Here is an 18,925-nt window from a genome sequence, read left to right on the forward strand (position 1 = left end):
CAGCAGGGCCTAATAATCATGCGGGATGCTTCCGACGCCGTAACCCGTGAAGAACAAGATCGCCTGGCGTTATTCGGTCATTTTTCGCTGACCCTGGGCGACGATGCGCTGACCCATTTCAGTTACGACAAGGTCAAGGCGCTGCTGGTCTACCTGCTGCTTCACGAGCAGCCGGTCAACCGCGCGACCCTCGCCGAACTGCTGTGGCCCGACCAGGGCCTCTCCTCGGGGCGGACCAATCTGCGTCACGCCCTGCACTGCCTGCGTCAGTCGCTGGGCGAGCAGGCCGAGGAGGTGCTCTCGGTATCCCGCCAGACCATCGCCTTCGAGCTCCCCGAGGCGTGGCAGTTCGATCTCCACGAGTTGCAGTCGATGCTCGAGGCGCCCGCCGAGGTGGCGACCCTGGAAGAGATCCTGGAGTGCTACCAGGGCGACCTGGTCGAGGAGCTGCAGCTCGCCACCTGCGCCGAGTTCCAGCGTTGGCTGGTCCAGGTGCGCAACGAGTGGCGTCAGCGGGTGATCCGCTATGCCGAGTCGGTGCTCGAGCAGGCGGAGCCGCTGCCCGACGCGCTGCTGGAGACCCTGGTCAGCCGCTTCTCCGGCTACGGCCCCTTCCACGAGCGGCTGGTGCGCCAGCTCGCCGAGCAGGGTCAGCTGGCCGCCGCCCATGAGCAGTACAACGCCTACCTGCAGCTGCTGGCGCTGACCGGCCAGCAGCCGGACCCCGCCTTCCTGCAGCTGGCACGCTACTGGTCCGATGGCGCCGGCGACGAGTCGGTCGGCCCCGGTGCCGGCTTCTCGCGCACCCTGGCCGCGGACAGCGCGCCGCTGCGCGACGATGAGATCGAGATGCGCCAGCTGTCGGTCATGGCGATCCGCCTGGACCTGCACGCCGATCTCTCCACCCGTGGCGAGACCCGGGCCAGTCTGACCCTGCAGTCGGAGCTGATGCGCTGGCTCGAGCAGCAGTGTCATCATCTGGGCGGCTTCTGGCTGCCCGGCGCCGCCGGTGGCATCGGCCTGGCCTGCTTCGGCACCCACGGGCCGGCCCACCAGCTCGCCGAGCTGGTGGCGCTCTACGAACACTGTCAGCGCGCACTCGCCGATGAGTGCGCCCGCCACTGGAGCGGCGAAGGCGAGCCGCCGGGCATCTGCCTGGCCGCCGGTCTCAACAGCGGCCAGGTGGTCTATCTGCCGGAGCGCCACCTGGTCGATCCGCTGGGCGAGGTCACCCGGGGCGCGCTGGAGCTGATGGCCGCCTCCCAGGGCAGCGAGCTGGTGATCTCCCAGGAGGCCAGCCAGCACATGCCGCCGGCGCTCGACCTGCAGCCGCGGCTCTCGTCACGGCTGGTGGCCAGCGACGGTCGCGTGTGGCTGCGAGCGCTGGTGCTCGGCGCGAATGAAGGCGGCCGCGAGGCCATGCCGCCGAGCCTGATCGGCCGCGAAGGGGCGCTGCGCACGCTGCGTGACGCCCTGGCCCGGGCCGGCATCGGGCTGCGTCAGAGCGTGCTGGTGCGCGGCCCCTCGGGGCTCGGCAAGTCGGCGCTGCTGGTCGGCTTCCGCCACCTCGAGCAGAGCCGCGAGGCGGCGATCTGCTGGCAGCCCACCACCCGGCTGTCGATCCAGGAACCCTACGGCGTGGCCCGACAGCTGCTGCACTGGCACTTCGGCGACGCGTTCGATGCCGAGGCGCTGGCCTCGCTGACGCCGGATGACCTCGACGACGAGCCTCGACTGCTGCTGGAAGAGGCGCTGGGCGTCTGCCCTCCCCGCGAGGTGGCCCTGCTCACCCAGAGCGGCGAGGCCGTGGAGCTGGTGGTCGGCGTGCTGCAGCGGCTGATCGAGCAGCTCACCGAGACCCGCACCCTGGTGCTGATGGTCGACGACCTGCAATGGCTCGACGAGCCCTCCTTCAAGGTGCTGGGCGGCCTGCAGGCACGCCTGCCGATCACCTGCCCCTTCCTGATGGTGGCCAGCCACCATGGCCGCGAGGCGCTGCCGACCCGGCTCGACTGGGATCAGCAGATCACCCTCGGGCGGCTCGATCCCATGCAGTCGTCGCGTCTGCTCACCCAGCTGGCGCGGCGCTACCGGCTGCAGCTCAGCCCGCGCCTGCGCAGCCAGATCGTCGAGCGCTGCGACGGCGTGCCGCTGTATCTCCAGGAGATCTGCCGCCGCGTCGACATGGACCGTCGCGAAGGGCGTCGCATCGATCTCGACGAGCTGCCCCAGGGCCTGCTCGGCCTGTTGGCCAGCCGCATCGACCAGCTCGACGGCGACCGCGACGTGGCCCACGTGGCGGCGGTGCTGGGACGGCGCTTCCGGCTCGACTTCCTCGCCGAGTGCAGCGACCGCGAGATGCCGAAGCTGGCCGCGGCGCTGGAGCAGATGGTGCGGCTGGAGATCATCGAGCCGGTCGACGAGGCGGAAGAGGGGCGCGAATACCAGTTCACCCACCAGCTGCTGCAGGAGGCGGCCTACCTGTCCTGCCCGCGGGACGTGAGGGTGGCCCTGCACAGTCAGGTCGTGGCGCTGATCGAGGAGCGCTTCCCGGTCTGGATCAGCCGCCACCCCGGCGACTTCGCCACCCATCTGCGGCGCAGTGGGCACCACGCCCGCGGCGCCCGCTACTTCGAGCTGGCGGCCCGCGAGGCGCTCAAGGTCAGTGCCAACCGCACCGCGTTGCGCATGGCCGACTTCGGCCTGGCCAGCCTACGCCACGTGGAGGGCCAGGAGGAGCGTGAGGTCAGCCTGCACACCGTGCGCGGCCAGGCGGCCTTCGCCCTGGAGGGACACGGTTCGCCCACCGCCCACGAGAGCTTCGTCCGCGCCCGCGAGCTGCTGACCTGCAGCGACGAGGTGCCGGAGGACAGCGAGGACCTGGAGCAGGCGTTTTTGGTCAAGTGGGGGCTGTGGGTCGGCTGCAGCCAGCGAAACGCCCACGCCGATGCCTTCCTGCTGGCCTCGCGGCTGGCGGATCTGGCCTCGCGGCTCGAGGATCCGCGCTACCGGCGCCTGGCCGACTTCGCGCGGGCCAGCTGCGAGTACTGGGCCGGCCGCATCCAGCAGGCCTACGAGCATCTCGAGGAGATCGACCCGCTCAATTCGCCGATGATGATCGAGTGGCTGCCGTTCTCCGACCACCCCCAGGTGGCCGCGACCTGCTTCCAGAGCTGGGCGCTGTGCCTGCGCGGCGACTACCATCGCGCCCAGCAGCAGGTCGAATCGGCGATCCGCCTGGCCGAGCGCATCAATCACCCGGGCAGCCTGGCCATGGCGCTGATGTATGCCGCGGCGCTCTATCGCCAGGTGGGGCACGAGCATCTGGCCTCCCAGCGCGCCGAGCGCGCCTATGAGATCACCGGCACGCCCGACCTGCAGCTGTGGCAGGTCTCGGCGCGGCAGGTGCTGGGCTGGCAGCGGGCGCTGTCCGGCGATCGCGAAGGGCTCAAGCGCATCGAGGCGGCCCAGGAGGAGTTCGTCGAGGTCACTGGGCGCGATCCCTACCAGCGGCCCTCGCTGTGGTGGGTGGACGCCTGCACCTCGCTGGGCGAGCTGGCCCGGGCCGAGGACTACCTCGACCAGTGCCTGCTGATCGCCCGCGAGCGCGCCACGCTGTTCGTCGCCGAACTGGCGGTGCATCTGGCCGGGGTGCGTCACCGCCTGGGGCATCCCGCCGAGGAGGTGCGCGCGCTGATCGAGCAGGCCCTCGAGCAGGCCCGCGGCGACGGCAACCTGCACCAGCAGCTCTGCGCCCTGGAGGCCTGGCTGACGAGGGTCGATCCGGAGGACGAGGCCGCGCGGATGGCGTTCCGCGGCCTGCTGGGCGAGGTCAGCCACAGCGATGCGCCGGTGCTGGTGCGCTGGCGGACCCTGCTCGACAAGCGGCTTCCGCATACCGCCGACCTGGAAGACTGACGGCGCACGCGTCCTCGACGCCATGGGAAATGGCAAGACGCTCGGCGAGGCTCGTGAGACGAGCGTCGCCGGGCGTCTTGCGTCTCGGGAGAGGTGGTGGGGGCGGTGAAGCAGGAGCGCGAGGCGCCGGCTCAGGTCGCGACTTCCAGCGCGGCGATCCGTTCCAGCGCCTGACCGCGGTGATCGCCGCACAGTTCACGGTCGTAATCGAAGCGGGCGCAGACCGCCGGCCGCTCGGGCCGGCCGAACAGCCGGCACAGGTTGTCGTCGTCGAGCTGGGCGCAGCGCTCCCCGGCGGGCTTGCCGTCCGGCATGCCGGGGATCGGCGAGCTGATCGAGGGCGCGATGCAGCAGGCGCCGCAGCCGGGGCGGCAGCCGCCGTCCGGTTCCGCGCTCGTGGCGTGGCTGGGGCTCACGCCTCGGCCTCCGCCAGCGCCCCCTTGTCGATGCCCTCGAAGGCCTGGACGCGGGTGGCGCGGCCGGTCTCACGGGCGATCTCGCCGGCCAGCCAGGCGGCGATATGTTCCACCGTGGTCGGCGTCGGCATCGGGATGCAGCGCTCCCGCGGCAGGGTCAGGGCGAAGCGGCCCTGTTCGGCCGTGTAGCGGGTGGTCAGCCGGCCGGTGAAGGCGGCATCGAGGCCCTCGACCACGTCGGCCTCGTCCACCAGGTAGCGATCCGCGAGGCGTTCGGCCCACTCGGCCTCGAGCGCCGGGCGGCGCTCGCCGTCCTGCCATACGTGCAGCCGCGAGCGATGGCCGTGGGCGATGCGCTGGCAGTTGCCGGTGTGGCGCTTGAGGCCGTGGCTGTAGGTGTAGGCGGCGCCGTCGATGGCCTCGTCGGTCAGCGTCAGGCGGATCGCCTCGACCCGGGCCGGCGGCTGGCGGGTCAGCGAGGCCGACAGGTGCTCGGCCAGGCGTTCGGCGGTGATGGCCGGCCAGGGCAGCAGGGCAAAGGCCTGGCGCGGGCCGCGGACCTCGAACGGGTAGGGCGACTCGGCGCGCACGCACAGGCCCTCGGCGCAGTCGTGGACGCTGACGCCGGGCGCCTCGGTGGGCACCAGCAGGGCGTGATCGGGGCCCTGGTCGATGCGCGACTTGATCCACGGCTTGACCTCGCCGAAGTCGAACAGCATGCCGTCCTCGCCGAGCGCGCCGTCGAGTTCGGCGTCGACCCGCCAGCTGGCGCCGATCAGCCCGCGTTCGGGGCACCACAGCGAGGCGTCGAGATGGGTGAGGCGGTTGACGAACAGTGTCATCAGTCGATCCCCGTGATCTTGTGGGTCTGCAGCGAGAGCCGCCACTGGGGATGGCTCAGGCAGTAGGCCACGGTCTCGGCCGTGACATCGCCGCCACCGACCGCCGCGGTGTCCATCGGCTGCAGGAAGAAGTGATGGAAGTCCAGGGCGGTGAAGCGCTCGGGCGTGGCGTCGCTCTGCGGGTAGACCAGCTTGAGCTCGTCGCCGGAGGTCTGGGCCAGCACGGTCTCGCCCTTGGGGCTGACGCACAGCCAGTCGATGCCCGGCGGCGCCGGCAGGGTGCCGTTGGTCTCCACGGCGACGTCGAAGCCGCGCTCGTGCATGGCCTCGATCAGCGCCTCGTCGAGCTGCAGCAGCGGCTCGCCGCCGGTGAAGATGACCTGGGGCGTGGCGGTGCCCGGGGCGTCCGGCCACAGCGCGGTCAGGTGATCGGCCAGCGCCTCGGCATCGGCGAAGCGTCCGCCGTGCTGGCCATCGGTGCCGCGAATGTCGGTATCGCAGAAGCGGCAGGCCGCGGCGGCGCGATCGGCCTCGCGCCCGGACCACAGATTGCAGCCGCTGAAGCGGCAGAACACGCTGGCGCGGCCGGCCTGGCCGCCTTCGCCCTGCAGCGAGTAGAAGGCTTCCTTGACGCTATACATCATTGGTCCCTTCGGCGGCGGCATCGGGCCGTTGTGAAGAGGCGGCGGCATCGGGCCGCTGTGAAGAGGCCTCGTCGCCGATGGTGTCATACGCGAGGGGATCGACGGCGCCGTTGGCGGCGAAGGCCGAAAGCCGTTCGCGGCAGCTGCCGCAGCGGCCGCAGGCCAGTGCCTCGCCGCGGTAGCAGGTCCAGGTCATGGCGTAGTCGAGCCCCATGGCCAGGCCCTCGGCGAGGATCTCGTCCTTGCCGGCGCGCAGGTAGGGCGCGTGCAGGGTCACCGGCTCGAAGTTGGCGATGCCGGCCACGTCGTTCATGGCCTCGACGAACTCCGGGCGGCAGTCCGGGTAGAGCACGTGATCGCCGCCGTGGGCACCGTAGTCGACCCGGTCGGCGCCGATGTTGACCGCCTTGGCGATGGCCAGCGACAGCAGGATCATGTTGCGGTTGGGCACCACGGTGGCCTTGAGGTTGGCCTCGGCGTAGTCGGCGTCGGGCAGTTCCTGGCTTGAGTCGGTGAGCGCCGAGGCGTCGATCAGGCCATGGATCGCGGTGATGTCGACCACCTGGTGGGGCACGCCGAGCTCGCGGCAGACCTCGCGGGCGACCTCGAGCTCGCGGGCATGGCGCTGGCCGTAGTCGAAGGACAGGGCGTGCACCTCGCGGCCCTCGCGCAGGGCGCGATGCAGCACGGTATAGGAGTCCATGCCACCGGAGTAGATCACCACGGTGGCCGGACGGGGAGAATCGGACATGGGGGAACCTTTGGTCGGAGAATTTTCTTTACCGGGGTCCGGTCCGGCGGTCCGGGAGTGTACTTGACCAGCAAGACAGGTGCCAGACGTCGACGAGCCGCCTCGAGCGGAATCGCCGCGGACTGGACATCGGCCGGGCCCTTCGGGGAAGCTGGCACGGCATCGAAGGCCCCCAGCACAAGGAAACGGCATGGCCACCATCGAACATCGCGCCATTCTCGAGGCGCCGCCCGAACGCGTCTTCGCCCTGCTCGAGCGGGTCGAGGACTTCGTCGACTATTCGGACCTGATCGAGCGCATCGAGCCGCTGGGCGAGGGGCGCTACCGCTGGCACGTGCATGCCGTGCGCATGGATTGGACCTTCGAGGTGGAGATCACCGAACACCGCCCGCCGGAGGCGCTGGCCTGGGAGTCGCGCAGCGGCGTCAAGAACCGCGGACGTTACCGGCTGACGCCGGTGCCCGAGGGCACCGAGGTGGCGCTGACGCTGGACTACGAGATCCAGAGCCGGCTGGTGGAGAAGGCCGTCAAGCGCGCGGTGACGCCGCTGGTCAATCGGGTCAGCCAGCAGATCCTGGATCGCGTCGCGGCCAGATTGTAGCGTGACCCAACGAGAACGCCGCCCACCCGGGCGGCGTTCTCGTTCCGAGGCGGATGGCCGTCTCGGGCCGCTCAGGCTTTTCGTAGCGAGGCATTGAGGTGATCGACGACTTCGGCCCAGTCGGCGTCGGCCTCGATGGCCTCGCGCAGGAACTCCGCCTGCCCCTCGTTCCAGCAGGGCGCGTCGGGCAGCGCCATGTTCTCGGGGATCGGCGAGTTGCGCTCGATGAAGCGCTGGATGGCGCTCGGCTCCGAGGCCAGGCCGAGCTGTTCGAAGAGTTCGGTGAAGGGATGATCGGGATGTTCCATGACGGGCTACCTGTGCAAGCGGACGTGTGACTCCACTCTAGCCTCTCGGGCCCCGTCATGGCGATGGGGCGGCCCCGGCGTGTTCAACGCTTGACCGTCCCTCCGGCAGGGCGCCCTGTTCAGGGCGCGGCGCGCTCGCCGACCAGCGGGGTCAGGAAGCGTCGACGGCGCTCCGCTTCCGGCAGCGGCTGGGCCAGCAGGTGCACCAGCTTGGCGACGGCGGCCTCCGGCGTCATGTCGTCGCCGGACAGCACGCCGGCCTCGGCCAGCGTCTGGCCGGCGGCGTAGTGGCCGATGGCCACCGCACCGTGGGGGCACTGGCTGATGGCAGCGATCAGCTTGCCCTCGCCGACGGCCTGGGCCAGCACGCCCGCCAGGCGTGGGTCGTCCGGGAGGTTGCCGCCGCCCCAGACCTCCAGCAGCGCGCCCCTGACGCGATCGTCCAGCAGCCAGGCCTCCAGCTGCCAGGCGGCGAGCCCCGGCCACAGCACGAGGCGCGGTACCGCACCCTCGGCCAGCGGCGTGTAGTCGGGCAGCTCGAAGCGAGGGGCGCCGCGCTGCGCTCGCTCCAGGCCGCGGCTGGGGTAGAGCACGGCGTCGTCATCCACCCATTCGCCGAGCGGCGGATGATTGGGGCTGACGAAGGCATCGGCCTCGCGGGTCTGCCACTTGCGGCTGCACGCGCCGCGCAGCAGGCGTCCGGCGAAGCAGATCACCACTTCCTGCAGCCGCGAATCGGCGGCGAAGCGCAGCGCCGCCTCGACGTTGGCCAGCGCATCGCTGCCCTGGGCTTCCAGCGGCTGCATGGAGCCGGTGATTACCACCGGCCGGTCCAGGCCCTGCAGCTGATAGGCCAGGCTGGAGGCGGTCCAGGCCAGGGTGTCGGTGCCGTGGATCACCACGATGCCGGCATGGTCGGCGTAGTGTTCGGCGATCAGCCCGGCGAGACGCTGCCAGTCCTCGGGGGTGGCGGCGCTGGAGTCGATGGGCGTCGGCGTGGCGATGACCCGGAAATCGGCCAGTCCGGCCTGGCGGCCCGGCGGCAGCGTGGCCAGCGCGGCGCGCAGTCGGGGCTCGATGTCATGACCGGGGACCAGTCCGTCGGGGCTGTCCACCATGCCGAGGGTGCCGCCGGTGTAGATGACCAGCAGGGAAGAAGCGGGTGACGTCATGGAAGCTCCAGGCTGAGGTTGGGGGTCATGATAGAGCCCCGGCGTCGTCAGGCAAGAGGCGCAAGACGCCAGCGACCCCCGGATTCATCGCACTCGTTCAACGAACGACGAGCCGGCCCGCGTCATCGCTGGCCAGGCGGCGGTTGCGGCCGGCGAGCAGGGCGAAGACGGTGGCGGCGGCGGCCAAGGCCAGCAGCGCCGCGGTGATGCCGGCGAGGCCCAGGTCGAGCTCCAGCATCACGCCGACGCCCAGCGGGCCCAGGGAGGCCAGGGCATAGCCGATGCCCTGCACCATGCCCGAGAGCTTGCCGGCCAGGCGGGCATCGGCGGTGCGCAGCACGATCAGCGACAGCGCCATGCTGAAGCCGCCGCCCTGGCCGAAGCCGAGCAGCGCCACCCCGGCCCAGCGCCACTCGGTCGGGCCCTGCAGCAGGATCCAGAAGCCGCCGGCGGTCAGGCTCAGCACCAGCAACAGGGCCGGGCGCTGATCGCAACCGAGGCGGGCCAGCCAGGGCGCGGACAGGGCCGCGCCCAGCTGCAGCATTACCGAGGCGCCGGTCATCCAGCCGGCCTCGACCTCGTCGTAGCCGCGCTCCACCAGCAGGGCCGGCAGCCAGCCGAAGACGATGTAGGCCAGCGAGGACTGGCAGCCCATGTAGAGCGTGACCTGCCAGGCCAGCGGCTGGCGCAGCAGCGCGCCGGTATCGCCGCGGGCCGGTGTCGTTGTCGGCGGCCGCGTCGGCGTCGGCATCAGGGTCTGCCAGGCGATCAGGCTGACCACCGCCAGCGCCGCCCAGCTGGTCAACGCCGCGGCCCAGCCGCCCAGCGCCTCGGCCAGGGGAATGCTGAGTCCGGCGCCCAGCGCGCCGCCCAGGCACAGGGCCATGGTGTAGACCCCGGTCATCAGGTCGGCGCTGTCGGGCAGCTCGCGCTTGACCAAGGCGGGCAGCAGGGTGCCGGCGATGCCGATGCCGGCGCCTACCAGCAGGGTGCCGGCGAACAGCCAGAACGGGACCGCCAGGCCCCGCAGGCCGAGCCCGGCGGCCAGTATCACCAGCGCCAGCGAGAGGGTGCGTTCGGTGCCCAGGCGTCGAGACAGCCAGGGCGCGGAGGGGGCGAAGAGGCCCAGGCAGAGCACGGGCAGGGTGGTGAGGGCGCCGATGGCCAGCATCGGCAGGCCGCTGTCGGCCTCGATGCGTGGCAGCAGGGGCGCCAGCGACGACAGGGCCGGGCGCAGGTTGAGCCCGACCAGCACCATCAGGACGATGAAGACCCCGGGTGACGGGGTGCCGCGCCGTTGCCCGGGATCATTGGTCGCCATGCCGGCGTTCCGTCTGGCGTTCGCTGTCGCTGGCCTCAGGGGAAGAGGCGGGCGCCTCCGCGGAGGCGCCTTCCTGGTGGCGGCGCCAGCGTTCGGCGAATTCGGCCTCGCCCTCGAGTTCGTCGGCGGCGCCGAACTGCAGCCGGGTCGACGCGGTCTGGCCTTCGCCGGACGCGCGCCGGCGGATGCCGCTGACGTCCTCGCTGCTGACCAGGTCGAGCGGGCCCTGGGTCGTGGCGCGAGCGATCAGCGCGCCCTCGTAGGTCCAGCAGCGCTGGGGCACCTGGGACGTGCGCCACACTCGTCCCTGCCAGTGGGCGAGACCGTCGGCATCGAGATGCAGGCCGTCATGCGGCACCAGGGCCGCGAACAACCGGGCGTTGAGCACCAGGCCGTTGTCGGCCAGCGCCACCGCGCCCTGGTAGGTGCCGTCCTGCAGGCCGGTGAGCACGCTCTCGCGCGCCCGCTTGCTGCCGGGCTCGATGTGCCCCTCGCCGCACAGGTGCAGCAGGCCGTCGTCGACCTGTTTGATGACCCAGACGCGGATCGGGGGCTTGCCGAACAGTTTCTTCCACATGGCTCGCTCAACTCATATGTTGACGCAGATCGCCTCGCACGCTGTCGATCAGGGTGATGAAGTGGCTGTCGCCGGACGCGTCGACGCGATCGACCCGAGCGACGCTGGCCAGGCCGCGGTCGACCAGCAGCTGGTCGAAGATCTCCAGCGTGACGGATTCGGCGGCGGCCTCGGCCGGCGACAGGGTGCCGCCGGTCAGCGTGAAGCTCGGCAGCAGGGTGGCGCGCACGCGGGTGGCGCCGTTCTCGGCGATCACCCGGCGCACGAACAGCCAGCCCTCGCAGGCCAGCCGTTCGCCGGCCTCGAATTCGCGCTGGAACAGGGTGCGGTAGCAGGCACCCTGGGTGGCGGCCTTGTCGGCCATGCTGCGGTAGGCCTCGGTGGTGCGCTGCGCCGAGACGCCGGCCGATTCCAGCTGCTGCCAGGCCGCGCGATGTTCGCGATCGAGCTGGGCCTGGCGCTGGAAGCGCTGCCAGCGGCGGTAGTCGTGGATCAGCTCTGAAGAGTCCATGGGCTTCCTTGCACGTGTCGTGTCAGCCAATGCGGATAGTACATTCGCATTGTCGGATGTTAATTGCCAGAGCGCTGGCGATCCTGGCCGCCGCCGCTGCGACGACGACGGCGACGGCGCGCCGGGGCCTGGCCGTCGCCGTTGCCGCCGGCGCTGCTGCGGTTGCCGCCGTTACCGTTGCGGCCGCCGCCGTTGCCGCGACCGTTGCCGCCGCGACCGCGGTTGCGACCGTTCTCGATCGGCTCGGGCTTGGCGTTGGGGTCGGGCTCGAAGCCGGGCTCGATGTGCTTGGTCAGGTCGCGCTTCATCAGCTTCTCGATGTTGCCGAGCAGGCCGTGCTCGTCGACGCAGACCAGCGATACCGCCTGGCCGTCGTGGCCGGCGCGTCCGGTGCGGCCGATGCGGTGCACGTAGTCCTCGGCGACGTTGGGCAGCTCGAAGTTGACCACGTGGGGCAGCTCGTCGATGTCCAGGCCGCGGGCGGCGATGTCGGTGGCCACCAGCACCTGCAGGTCGCCGGACTTGAAGGCGCTCAGCGCGCGGGTCCGGGCCGACTGGCTCTTGTTGCCGTGGATCGCCATGGCCGAGATGTCGCGCTTGTCGAGATGCTCTGCCAGGCGGTTGGCGCCGTGCTTGGTGCGGGTGAAGACCAGCACCTGGAACCACTGGCGGCTGCTGATCAGGTGGGTGAGCAGATCGCGCTTGCGCTCGCGGTCGACCCGGTAGACGGCCTGGTCCACGGTCTCGGCGGGGGTGTTGCGGCGGGCCACCTCGATCAGCGTCGGGTCGTCGAGCAGCTTGTTGGCCAGCGCCTGGATCTCCTTGGAGAAGGTCGCCGAGAACAGCAGGTTCTGGCGGCCGTCGGGCAGCAGCTTCAGCACCTTCTTGATGTCGTGGATGAAGCCCATGTCGAGCATGCGGTCGGCTTCGTCCAGCACCAGGATCTCGACGCCGGACAGGTCGACGTGGCCCTGCTGCTGCAGGTCGAGCAGGCGGCCGGGAGTGGCGACCAGGATGTCGAGGCCGGGGCGGATGGCGTCCACCTGGGGCTGCTGGCCGACGCCGCCGAAGATGACTTGGGAGGTCAGCGGCAGATGCTTGCCGTAGTCGCGCACGCTGTCGCCCACCTGGGCGGCGAGCTCGCGGGTCGGCGTCAGCACCAGGGCGCGCACGCCGCGCTTGGCCGGGCGGCGGCCGTCCTTGAGGCGTTGCAGCATGGGCAGGGTGAAGCCGGCGGTCTTGCCGGTGCCGGTCTGGGCGCTGCCCAGCAGATCGCCGCCGCCGAGGACGGCGGGGATGGCCTGGCTCTGAATGGGCGTCGGGGTGGTATAGCCCTGGGCGTCGATGGCGCGCAGCAGCTCGGGGCACAGGCCAAGATCGGAAAAGGTCATGCAGTCTCCGCGGCAACGTCACGCCCGATCCATCGCGCGGGGCGCGCGGATCGTGGCGGAACGAGGGAATGAGGTGAATCGCGACGGCGGGAGGCGGCCGCGAGTGGCGCGCATTATGCCATAGCGCCGGAAAAGTCGCAGCCGACCGTGGGCCGCGTCAGGGTGTCGCGCGCCGCTGATGACGCGCGACCGCCGCCGCGACCTGGTCGGCGGCGGCGTCCCAGCTGTGGCCCAGTGCCCGTACCAGGGCAGGATAGCCGTCCTCGGCCAGGGGCGTGGCGACGCGGAAGGTAGCGGCGTCGACCAGCGTCTGGTCGGCGTCGAGCAGCTGCCAGCGTCCGGCCGCCAGGGCCTGGCCGTCGGGCAGGCCCTGGAAGCGCTCCACCGTGACCCTCAGCTGGAAGGGATCGTCCCCGGCGCCGGCCTCGGCGTCGAACAGTACCCGGGTGTCGGGCAGCGCCGCGGTGAGCCGGTCACGCAGGCCGCGCTCGAGCTGGCGGCCCAGCGGCTCGGCCCAGCGATGGCCGCTGGCCTCGCGCAGGGTGATGTCGTCGAGCTGCACGACGATGCCTTCGGCATCGAGCAGCGGGGCCAGGCGCAGCGGGCGCAGCAGCAGGGTGTGCCCGGCGGAGGCATCGGCCCTGGCCGGCGCTTCGGCGTCGGGCAGGGTGTAGCGGGTCGCCGGCGTGCCGTTAAGGGCGCAGCCGGTGAGCCACAGCAGGGCCAGGAAGGGCAGCAGGGCGCGCAGCGCGGTCATGGCGAACTCCTGTCGGGGGCGCGGGGCATGGGGTCATCGGCGTCGAGGCTGTCGAACAGCAGGGCACCGGGGTTGTCGCCGAGGCGGCGGGCGGTCGGCTGGAGGTCGCGCAGCAGGCGCTCGAGCTGGTCCAGGGTCTCGGTGAGGTCGCGGTAGGCCGGCGCGCCCGGCGACACGCCCTCGAGGGTGTCACGCAGCGATGACAGGGTGCTGTTGAGCTCGCCGGGCAGGGCGCGGGTCTCGGGATCGTCGAGCAGCGACTGGACGCCGGCGGTGAGCTGGCGCACCTGTTCCAGGGTGGCCTCCGAGGTGGCCAGGTTGCTCTGCAGGCCGTCGAGGATCGGCTCGAGCTCCAGGTCGTTGAGCTTGTCGAGCAGTGCGGTGACCTGGCCCTGAATCTGCGCCAGACCGCCGGAGGTGGTCGGGAAGACGGTGCGCTCGGCGAACAGCTCGGGCGCGTAGTCGTCGCTGCGCTCGGGGTCCAGGCTGAGGTCGACGAACAGCGCCCCGGTGAGCAGGTTGCCGCTCTTCAGCGAGGCGCGCAGGCCGCGCTGGAACAGCCGTTCGAAGCGCGCCCGCCACTCGTCGAGGTCCAGGGTCTGGCTGTCGATGCCGAGCCGCTGGGGCTCGATGCGGATCAGCACCGGGATGGCCAGGCGGGCGTCGCTCTCGGGCTGGGGCGAGGTGAAGTTCCACGGCACGCTGGCCACGGTGCCGACCCGCACGCCGCGGAACTCCACCGGCGCGCCGCGGGACAGGCCGCGCACGGTGTCCTCGATCAGCAGCACGTATTCCAGATAGCGGTCGAAGGTGCCCTCACGGGCGCTGTCCTCGTCGGCGTAGAGGGTGAAGGTGCTGTCGGGATCGGCCTGCACGCCGCGGGGCAGGTCCTCGGGGACGCCGAAGGTGACGCCGCCGCTGACCATGGTCTCCAGCGAGTCGAGCCTGACGCGCACGCCCTCGGAGTCGAGCCGCAGGTCGACGCCGCTGGAGCCCCAGAAGCGGGTATTGACGGTGACCAGGCGGTGGTAGGGGCTCTCGATGAAGATGCGGTGGCGCATGCGCCGGGTCTCGACGTCGAATTCGGATTCCTCGACGCGGCCCACGGTGAAGCCCTGGTAGGTGACCGGGTCGCCGACGCTGAGGCCGTTGCCGACCTCGCTGAGCAGGTTGATGCGCAGGCCCTCGGCGCCGGGGGGCGCCACCGGCGGCTGCTCGGTGACCGTGAAGCGCTCGGCCTCCTCGTCGCTCTGGCCGGGTTCGAGCTGCAGGTAGGCCCCGGACAACACGGTGTTGAGCCCGCTGATGCCCTCGCGGCCGATCCGCGGCTTGACCACCCAGAAGGTGCTGTCCTCGACCAGCATCGGCGCGGCCTCGGGCTTCATGCGGGCGGTCAGCACCACCTGGGAAAGGTCGTCGGACAGGTCCACCGACTCCACCCGGCCGATCTCGACGTTGCGGGTCTTGATCAGGGTGCTGCCGGCCTCGATGCCGTCGGCGCTCTCCATGATCAGGGTGATCGTCGGGCCGCGGCTCAGGTAGCTGTCGTAGACCAGCCAGGCGCCGATCAGCAGCGCCACGATGGGCACGATCCAGATCGGCGACAGCGGCGCCTGGCGGGTGGCCCGGGCGCGCTGCTGCTCGTTGTCGGGCGCGGCGTCAGGGGGCGTGTCGTTCATGCGGGGCTTCCTCGTCCGCTGTGGAAGTGGTGCCATCCCAGATCAATCGGGGATCGAAGGTCATGGCGGCGAGCATGGTGAGCACCACCACGCTGCCGAAGGCCACGGCCGCGGGGCCCGGCTCGACGGCCATCAGGTTGCCGGCGCGGATCAGTGCCACCAGGATCGCGACCACGAAGATGTCGACCATCGACCAGCGGCCGATGAACTCGGTGATGCGATACAGCCGGGTGCGCACCGGGGCCTTCAGCGCGTGGGCCCTGGGCGCCATCAGACACAGCCAGGCCAGGGCCAGCAGCTTGCCGATCGGCACGATCACGCTGGCCACCAGGATCACCAGCGCCACCGGCAAGGAACCCATCTCGATCAGTTCGACGATGCCGCCGACGATGGTGCTGGGGCTGGCCCGACCCAGGCTGACGGTGGTCATGATCGGATAGACGTTGGCCGGTATGTAGAGCACCGCCGCCGCGGCCAGCAGGGCCCAGGTGCGTTGAAGGCTGTGGGGGCGGCGGGCGTGGAGCGGCTCGCCGCAGCGCTGGCACTGGCCGTGGCCGCCGGCATCGAGGCGGCCCACCAGGCCGCAGGTGTGGCAGCCGGTGAGGCCCTGGGGGGCGGCGGGGCGTCCGGTCTGGCTGCCCTCCGGTGCCGGGGGCTCGCCGGCCAGGGCGAACCACAGCCAGTCGCGGTCCACCGATTGGGTGGTGGCCAGCAGCAGCACCGCGAAGGCGCCGAAGGCCCAGAAGGCCGGGCCGAGCTCGATCTGGGCGAGACCGACGATCTTGATCAGGCTGACCAGGGTGCCGATCAGGAAGACGTCGGCCATCATCCAGGGCTGCAGGTGGGCGAGGGCGCGGGCGGCGCTGCGGCTGGCCGGCAGCGGATGGCCGCTCAGCAGGCCGATCTGCAGCCACACCACCGCCAGCAGATAGAGGGTCGGCAGCACCAGGATGGTCAGCAGCACGACGATCGCCACCAGCGGCGCGTGATGGCCGATCAGGTCGGTGGCGGTCTGGGTCAGTTCGATGCGGTTGCCCACGCCGCGCACGCTGAAGGCCAGGAAGGGAAAGGCCGCGGCGATCGCCAGGCTCGCCAGCGCGGCGATCGCCAGCGCCAGGCTGCGCTGGGCCGGATAGCGATGGCGCCGCACCTCGGCGTGGCCGCAGCGCGGGCATACCGCCTGCTCGCCGGAATGCAGCGGCGGCAGGGCCATCAGCCAGTCGCATTCGTGGCAGGCACGCAGGCGTCGCCGGGTGGCGCGGGCCTCCGGCGGCATGCGGTCGACATAGGGCACCTGGGCGGGCAGGGCGATGTGGCGAAAGGCCGGCCTTGGCACGGCGATGATGTCCTCCTGACGATCAACGGCTTAAGGGAAGTGTGTCACGTTGACGCGGGGGGCACCATAGTCAACCATGCGCGTCTCATTTGTTCCGATGGAGACACCATGATGCTTCCCGCCCTGGCGGTGGTGGCAGGCCTGATCCTGCTGGTCTGGAGCGCCGAGCGCTTCGTCGACGGCGCGGCGGCGACGTCCGCGCGACTCGGCTTATCGCCCTTGTTGATCGGCATGCTGGTGATCGGCTTCGGCACCTCGGCACCGGAAATGGTGGTCTCGGCCATTGCCGCCAGCCAGGGCAATCCGGGCCTGGCGCTGGGCAATGCCTATGGCTCCAACATCGCCAACATCGGCCTGATCCTGGGCCTGGTGGCGCTGATCGCGCCGCTGGCGGTGCACTCCGGGGTGATCCGCCGCGAGCTGCCGGTGCTGGGCGGCGCGACGCTGCTGTCGGCGGTGCTGCTGCTGGGCGGCGTGGTGCGCCTGGAGGGCGCGCTGCTGCTGGTGGTACTGGTGGCCTTCATGGGCTACAGCGTGTTCCGGGGGCTCAAGGACGGCAGCGATCCGCTGTCGTCGGACACCGAGACCGAGTTGGCCTCGCATCCGATGTCGATGAAGGCCGCCCTGGGCTGGACGGCGCTCGGGCTGGTGCTGCTGGTGGCCAGTTCCCGGCTGCTGGTGTGGGGCGCGGTGGACATCGCCCAGAGCCTCGGCGTCAGCGATCTGGTGATCGGCCTGACCGTGGTGGCGGTGGGCACCTCGCTGCCGGAGCTGGCGTCCTCGATCAGCGCGTTGCGCCGCCGCGAGCACGACCTGGTGCTGGGCAACGTGGTGGGGTCCAACCTGTTCAACACCCTCGGCGTGGTGGGGCTGGCCGCGGTGATTTCGCCGATCGACGCGGGCCGCGAGGTGCTGCTGCGCGACTGGAGCCTGATGGCGGCGATGACGGTGCTGATGGTGGTCTTCGCGCTGGGCTGGCGCGGCCGCCAGGGTCGCATCAATCGCCTCGAGGGCGGCGCCCTGCTGGCCATGTACGTGGCCTATCTCGGCTTCATGGTGCACCTGGTGATAGACGCCGGCGCCGCATGATGCACTGCGACATCCCGACACACATGGGGGAAGCCTTCCCGGGGTAAGATGATTTCGTTGCCTGTTCCCGCCGCGGCCTCTTCGGCTAGGCTGGGCAGGCAAGGGAGAAATGCGGCAGGGCGCCCCGGCGCCCGACGACCAAGAGCACGGAGAGTGCCTTCGCATCACTTTCATCGATCCGCAGGAACGAGGTGTCACCCATGGAACTGGATCCTCTGCTGCTGTCGCGGCTGCAGTTCGCCTTCGTGGTTTCCTTCCATGCCATCTTCCCGGTCTTCACGATCGGGCTGGCATCCTATCTCGCCGTGCTCAACGGCCTGTTCTATCGCACCGGCAACCCCGCCTGGGAACGCCTGGCGATCTTCTGGGCGCGCGTCTTCGCCGTGGTGTTCGGCATGGGCGTGGTCTCGGGCATCGTCATGGCCTTCCAGTTCGGCACCAACTGGAGCAACTTCTCGCTGGCGGCCTCCAACATTCTCGGTCCGCTGCTGAGCTATGAGGTGGTCACCGCCTTCTTCCTCGAGGCGGCCTTCCTCGGCGTGCTGCTGTTCGGACGCGGCAAGGTGCCCCAGGGCGTGCACCTGTTCGCCTCGATCATGGTGGCGCTGGGCACCTTCATCTCGGCGTTCTGGATCCTGGTCTCCAACAGCTGGATGCAGACCCCGGCCGGCACCGAGCTGATCGACGGGCGCTTCCACGTCACCGACTGGAGCGAGGCGATCTTCACCGCTTCCTTCCCGTATCGCTTCGTGCACTTCGTGATGGCGTCGTTCCTGACCGGCGGCTTCGTGGTGGCCGGCGTCAGCGCCTGGTACCTGCTGATCGGCCGTGACGTCGAGGCCAACCGCAAGGCGTTCTCCATGTGCCTGTGGCTGCTGCTGGTGCTGGCGCCTACCCAGGCGATCGTCGGCGACGGGCATGGGCTCAACACCCTGGAGCACCAGCCGACCAAGGTGGCGGCCATGGAAGGCAACTGGGAGACCCAGTCGCGCACGCCGCTGCTGTTGTTCGCCTGGCCCGATCAAAAGGCCCAGGAGAACGCCCTGGAAGTCGGTCTGCCCGGGGTGGCCAGCCTGATCCTCACCCATGACATCGACGGCGAGGTCCCGGGCATCAGCGAGGTGCCGCCGGAAGAGCAGCCGCCGGTGTGGCTGGTGTTCTGGTCGTTCCGCATCATGGTGGCCATGGGGCTGGCGATGATCGTCGCGGTGCTGATCGGCGCCGGGCTGCGTGCCAAGGGGCGGCTTTACGATCATCGCGGCTTCCTGCAGTTCATGCGCGTCATGACCATCACGCCGTTCCTGGCGGTGCTCGCCGGCTGGTTCGTCACCGAGATCGGCCGCGCGCCCTGGCTGGTGTACGGCATCATGACCCAGGCCGAGGCGGTGACGCCGTCGCTGACCGGCGGCATGGCGCTGTTCACCCTGATCGGCTACATCCTGGTCTACGCCGTGGTGTTCTACGCCGGCACGCTCTACCTGACCCGGGTCGTGCGTCAGGGCATGCTGCCCGAGCCACCCCATGACGACGAGGTGGAGCGTCCCAAGCGGCCGCTGTCCGCCTCCCATGTGCCGTTCGAAGACGCCGCCAACCAGCCGGGAAGGAGCTGAAC

Annotated in this window: 17 protein-coding genes; 4 read left to right on the forward strand and 13 right to left on the reverse strand. The window is 70.7% G+C overall.

The window, feature by feature from the left end:
- The first annotated feature begins 18 nt into the window (after positions 1–18).
- Positions 19–3,918: an ATP-binding protein gene (locus UYS_RS0206615; protein ID WP_016854717.1), complete on the forward strand. Its 3,900-nt coding sequence runs from the start codon at positions 19–21 to the stop codon at positions 3,916–3,918.
- Between the two features lie 131 nt (positions 3,919–4,049).
- Here the strand turns inward: UYS_RS0206615 and UYS_RS0206620 are convergent, their stop codons facing one another.
- From UYS_RS0206620 to queC, 4 genes are read right to left on the reverse strand one after another with little or no spacing between them, the layout of a single operon-like run.
- Positions 4,050–4,334 carry a zinc/iron-chelating domain-containing protein gene (locus tag UYS_RS0206620; protein ID WP_016854718.1) on the reverse strand — a complete coding sequence of 95 codons (285 nt, stop codon included), beginning with the start codon at positions 4,332–4,334 and terminating at the stop codon, positions 4,050–4,052.
- On the reverse strand, positions 4,331–5,176 hold the full coding sequence (locus tag UYS_RS0206625; protein WP_016854719.1) for a 6-carboxytetrahydropterin synthase: 846 nt from the start codon (positions 5,174–5,176) through the stop codon (positions 4,331–4,333). Before UYS_RS0206625 ends, UYS_RS0206620 begins: the two co-directional genes overlap by 4 nt.
- On the reverse strand, positions 5,176–5,817 hold the full coding sequence (gene queE, locus UYS_RS0206630) for a 7-carboxy-7-deazaguanine synthase (protein ID WP_016854720.1): 642 nt from the start codon (positions 5,815–5,817) through the stop codon (positions 5,176–5,178). The genes UYS_RS0206625 and queE overlap by 1 nt, the downstream gene beginning before the upstream one ends.
- Positions 5,810–6,571 carry a 7-cyano-7-deazaguanine synthase QueC gene (gene queC, locus UYS_RS0206635; RefSeq protein ID WP_016854721.1) on the reverse strand — a complete coding sequence of 254 codons (762 nt, stop codon included), beginning with the start codon at positions 6,569–6,571 and terminating at the stop codon, positions 5,810–5,812. Before queC ends, queE begins: the two co-directional genes overlap by 8 nt.
- Before the next feature lie 190 nt (positions 6,572–6,761).
- Here queC and UYS_RS0206640 point away from each other — a divergent pair, with 190 nt between their 5' ends.
- The gene (locus tag UYS_RS0206640) at positions 6,762–7,172 is read left to right on the forward strand and encodes an SRPBCC family protein (protein ID WP_016854722.1); all 411 of its coding nucleotides are present in this window, start codon (positions 6,762–6,764) and stop codon (positions 7,170–7,172) included.
- Between the two features lie 71 nt (positions 7,173–7,243).
- Here UYS_RS0206640 and UYS_RS0206645 read toward each other — a convergent pair whose 3' ends face one another.
- The 9 genes from UYS_RS0206645 to UYS_RS0206685 all read right to left on the reverse strand — a co-directional run bounded on the left by UYS_RS0206645 (position 7,244) and on the right by UYS_RS0206685 (position 16,224).
- Positions 7,244–7,480: a DUF2789 domain-containing protein gene (locus UYS_RS0206645; protein WP_016854723.1), complete on the reverse strand. Its 237-nt coding sequence runs from the start codon at positions 7,478–7,480 to the stop codon at positions 7,244–7,246.
- Positions 7,481–7,599: 119 nt separating this feature from the next.
- Positions 7,600–8,652 (reverse strand): asparaginase, encoded by a 1,053-nt coding sequence (locus UYS_RS0206650; protein WP_016854724.1) that lies wholly within the window; start codon positions 8,650–8,652, stop codon positions 7,600–7,602.
- Positions 8,653–8,749: 97 nt separating this feature from the next.
- Complete coding sequence (locus tag UYS_RS0206655; RefSeq protein ID WP_016854725.1) at positions 8,750–9,973, reverse strand: MFS transporter; 1,224 nt, start codon at positions 9,971–9,973, stop codon at positions 8,750–8,752.
- On the reverse strand, positions 9,960–10,550 hold the full coding sequence (locus UYS_RS0206660) for a hypothetical protein (protein WP_016854726.1): 591 nt from the start codon (positions 10,548–10,550) through the stop codon (positions 9,960–9,962). Before UYS_RS0206660 ends, UYS_RS0206655 begins: the two co-directional genes overlap by 14 nt.
- Before the next feature lie 7 nt (positions 10,551–10,557).
- Complete coding sequence (locus tag UYS_RS0206665) at positions 10,558–11,061, reverse strand: hypothetical protein (protein ID WP_016854727.1); 504 nt, start codon at positions 11,059–11,061, stop codon at positions 10,558–10,560.
- A gap of 59 nt (positions 11,062–11,120) precedes the next feature.
- Positions 11,121–12,452, reverse strand: coding sequence for a DEAD/DEAH box helicase (locus UYS_RS0206670; protein WP_016854728.1), 1,332 nt, complete (start codon positions 12,450–12,452; stop codon positions 11,121–11,123).
- A 157-nt stretch (positions 12,453–12,609) separates the two neighbouring features.
- Positions 12,610–13,209, reverse strand: coding sequence for a PqiC family protein (locus UYS_RS0206675; RefSeq protein WP_016854729.1), 600 nt, complete (start codon positions 13,207–13,209; stop codon positions 12,610–12,612).
- The gene (gene pqiB / locus UYS_RS0206680; protein ID WP_016854730.1) at positions 13,206–14,888 is read right to left on the reverse strand and encodes an intermembrane transport protein PqiB; all 1,683 of its coding nucleotides are present in this window, start codon (positions 14,886–14,888) and stop codon (positions 13,206–13,208) included. Before pqiB ends, UYS_RS0206675 begins: the two co-directional genes overlap by 4 nt.
- Entirely contained in the window at positions 14,869–16,224 is a 1,356-nt protein-coding gene (locus UYS_RS0206685; RefSeq protein WP_016854731.1) for a PqiA/YebS family transporter subunit, read from the reverse strand. Before UYS_RS0206685 ends, pqiB begins: the two co-directional genes overlap by 20 nt.
- A 108-nt stretch (positions 16,225–16,332) precedes the next feature.
- Between UYS_RS0206685 and UYS_RS0206690 the strand changes: the two genes are divergently transcribed.
- Together UYS_RS0206690 and UYS_RS0206700 are read left to right on the forward strand one after the other, a co-directional pair.
- Positions 16,333–17,313 carry a calcium/sodium antiporter gene (locus tag UYS_RS0206690; RefSeq protein ID WP_016854732.1) on the forward strand — a complete coding sequence of 327 codons (981 nt, stop codon included), beginning with the start codon at positions 16,333–16,335 and terminating at the stop codon, positions 17,311–17,313.
- A gap of 200 nt (positions 17,314–17,513) precedes the next feature.
- Positions 17,514–18,923: a cytochrome ubiquinol oxidase subunit I gene (locus UYS_RS0206700; RefSeq protein WP_016854734.1), complete on the forward strand. Its 1,410-nt coding sequence runs from the start codon at positions 17,514–17,516 to the stop codon at positions 18,921–18,923.
- The last annotated feature ends 2 nt before the right edge of the window (positions 18,924–18,925 follow it).

Source organism: Halomonas smyrnensis AAD6, assembly GCF_000265245.1.
GTDB lineage: Bacteria > Pseudomonadota > Gammaproteobacteria > Pseudomonadales > Halomonadaceae > Halomonas > Halomonas smyrnensis.

What these genes read in the sequence shown, in the direction of transcription:
- UYS_RS0206660 (WP_016854726.1), bottom strand. Translation starts at nt 10,550, where the DNA reads ATGTGGAAGAAACTGTTCGGCAAGCCCCCGATCCGCGTCTGGGTCATC.
- UYS_RS0206700 (WP_016854734.1), top strand. Translation starts at nt 17,514, where the DNA reads ATGGAACTGGATCCTCTGCTGCTGTCGCGGCTGCAGTTCGCCTTCGTG.
- UYS_RS0206655 (WP_016854725.1), bottom strand. Translation starts at nt 9,973, where the DNA reads ATGGCGACCAATGATCCCGGGCAACGGCGCGGCACCCCGTCACCCGGG.
- UYS_RS0206665 (WP_016854727.1), bottom strand. Translation starts at nt 11,061, where the DNA reads ATGGACTCTTCAGAGCTGATCCACGACTACCGCCGCTGGCAGCGCTTC.
- UYS_RS0206615 (WP_016854717.1), top strand. Translation starts at nt 19, where the DNA reads ATGCGGGATGCTTCCGACGCCGTAACCCGTGAAGAACAAGATCGCCTG.
- UYS_RS0206675 (WP_016854729.1), bottom strand. Translation starts at nt 13,209, where the DNA reads ATGACCGCGCTGCGCGCCCTGCTGCCCTTCCTGGCCCTGCTGTGGCTC.
- queC (WP_016854721.1), bottom strand. Translation starts at nt 6,571, where the DNA reads ATGTCCGATTCTCCCCGTCCGGCCACCGTGGTGATCTACTCCGGTGGC.
- UYS_RS0206645 (WP_016854723.1), bottom strand. Translation starts at nt 7,480, where the DNA reads ATGGAACATCCCGATCATCCCTTCACCGAACTCTTCGAACAGCTCGGC.
- queE (WP_016854720.1), bottom strand. Translation starts at nt 5,817, where the DNA reads ATGTATAGCGTCAAGGAAGCCTTCTACTCGCTGCAGGGCGAAGGCGGC.
- UYS_RS0206690 (WP_016854732.1), top strand. Translation starts at nt 16,333, where the DNA reads ATGATGCTTCCCGCCCTGGCGGTGGTGGCAGGCCTGATCCTGCTGGTC.
- UYS_RS0206650 (WP_016854724.1), bottom strand. Translation starts at nt 8,652, where the DNA reads ATGACGTCACCCGCTTCTTCCCTGCTGGTCATCTACACCGGCGGCACC.
- pqiB (WP_016854730.1), bottom strand. Translation starts at nt 14,888, where the DNA reads ATGAACGACACGCCCCCTGACGCCGCGCCCGACAACGAGCAGCAGCGC.
- UYS_RS0206640 (WP_016854722.1), top strand. Translation starts at nt 6,762, where the DNA reads ATGGCCACCATCGAACATCGCGCCATTCTCGAGGCGCCGCCCGAACGC.
- UYS_RS0206625 (WP_016854719.1), bottom strand. Translation starts at nt 5,176, where the DNA reads ATGACACTGTTCGTCAACCGCCTCACCCATCTCGACGCCTCGCTGTGG.
- UYS_RS0206670 (WP_016854728.1), bottom strand. Translation starts at nt 12,452, where the DNA reads ATGACCTTTTCCGATCTTGGCCTGTGCCCCGAGCTGCTGCGCGCCATC.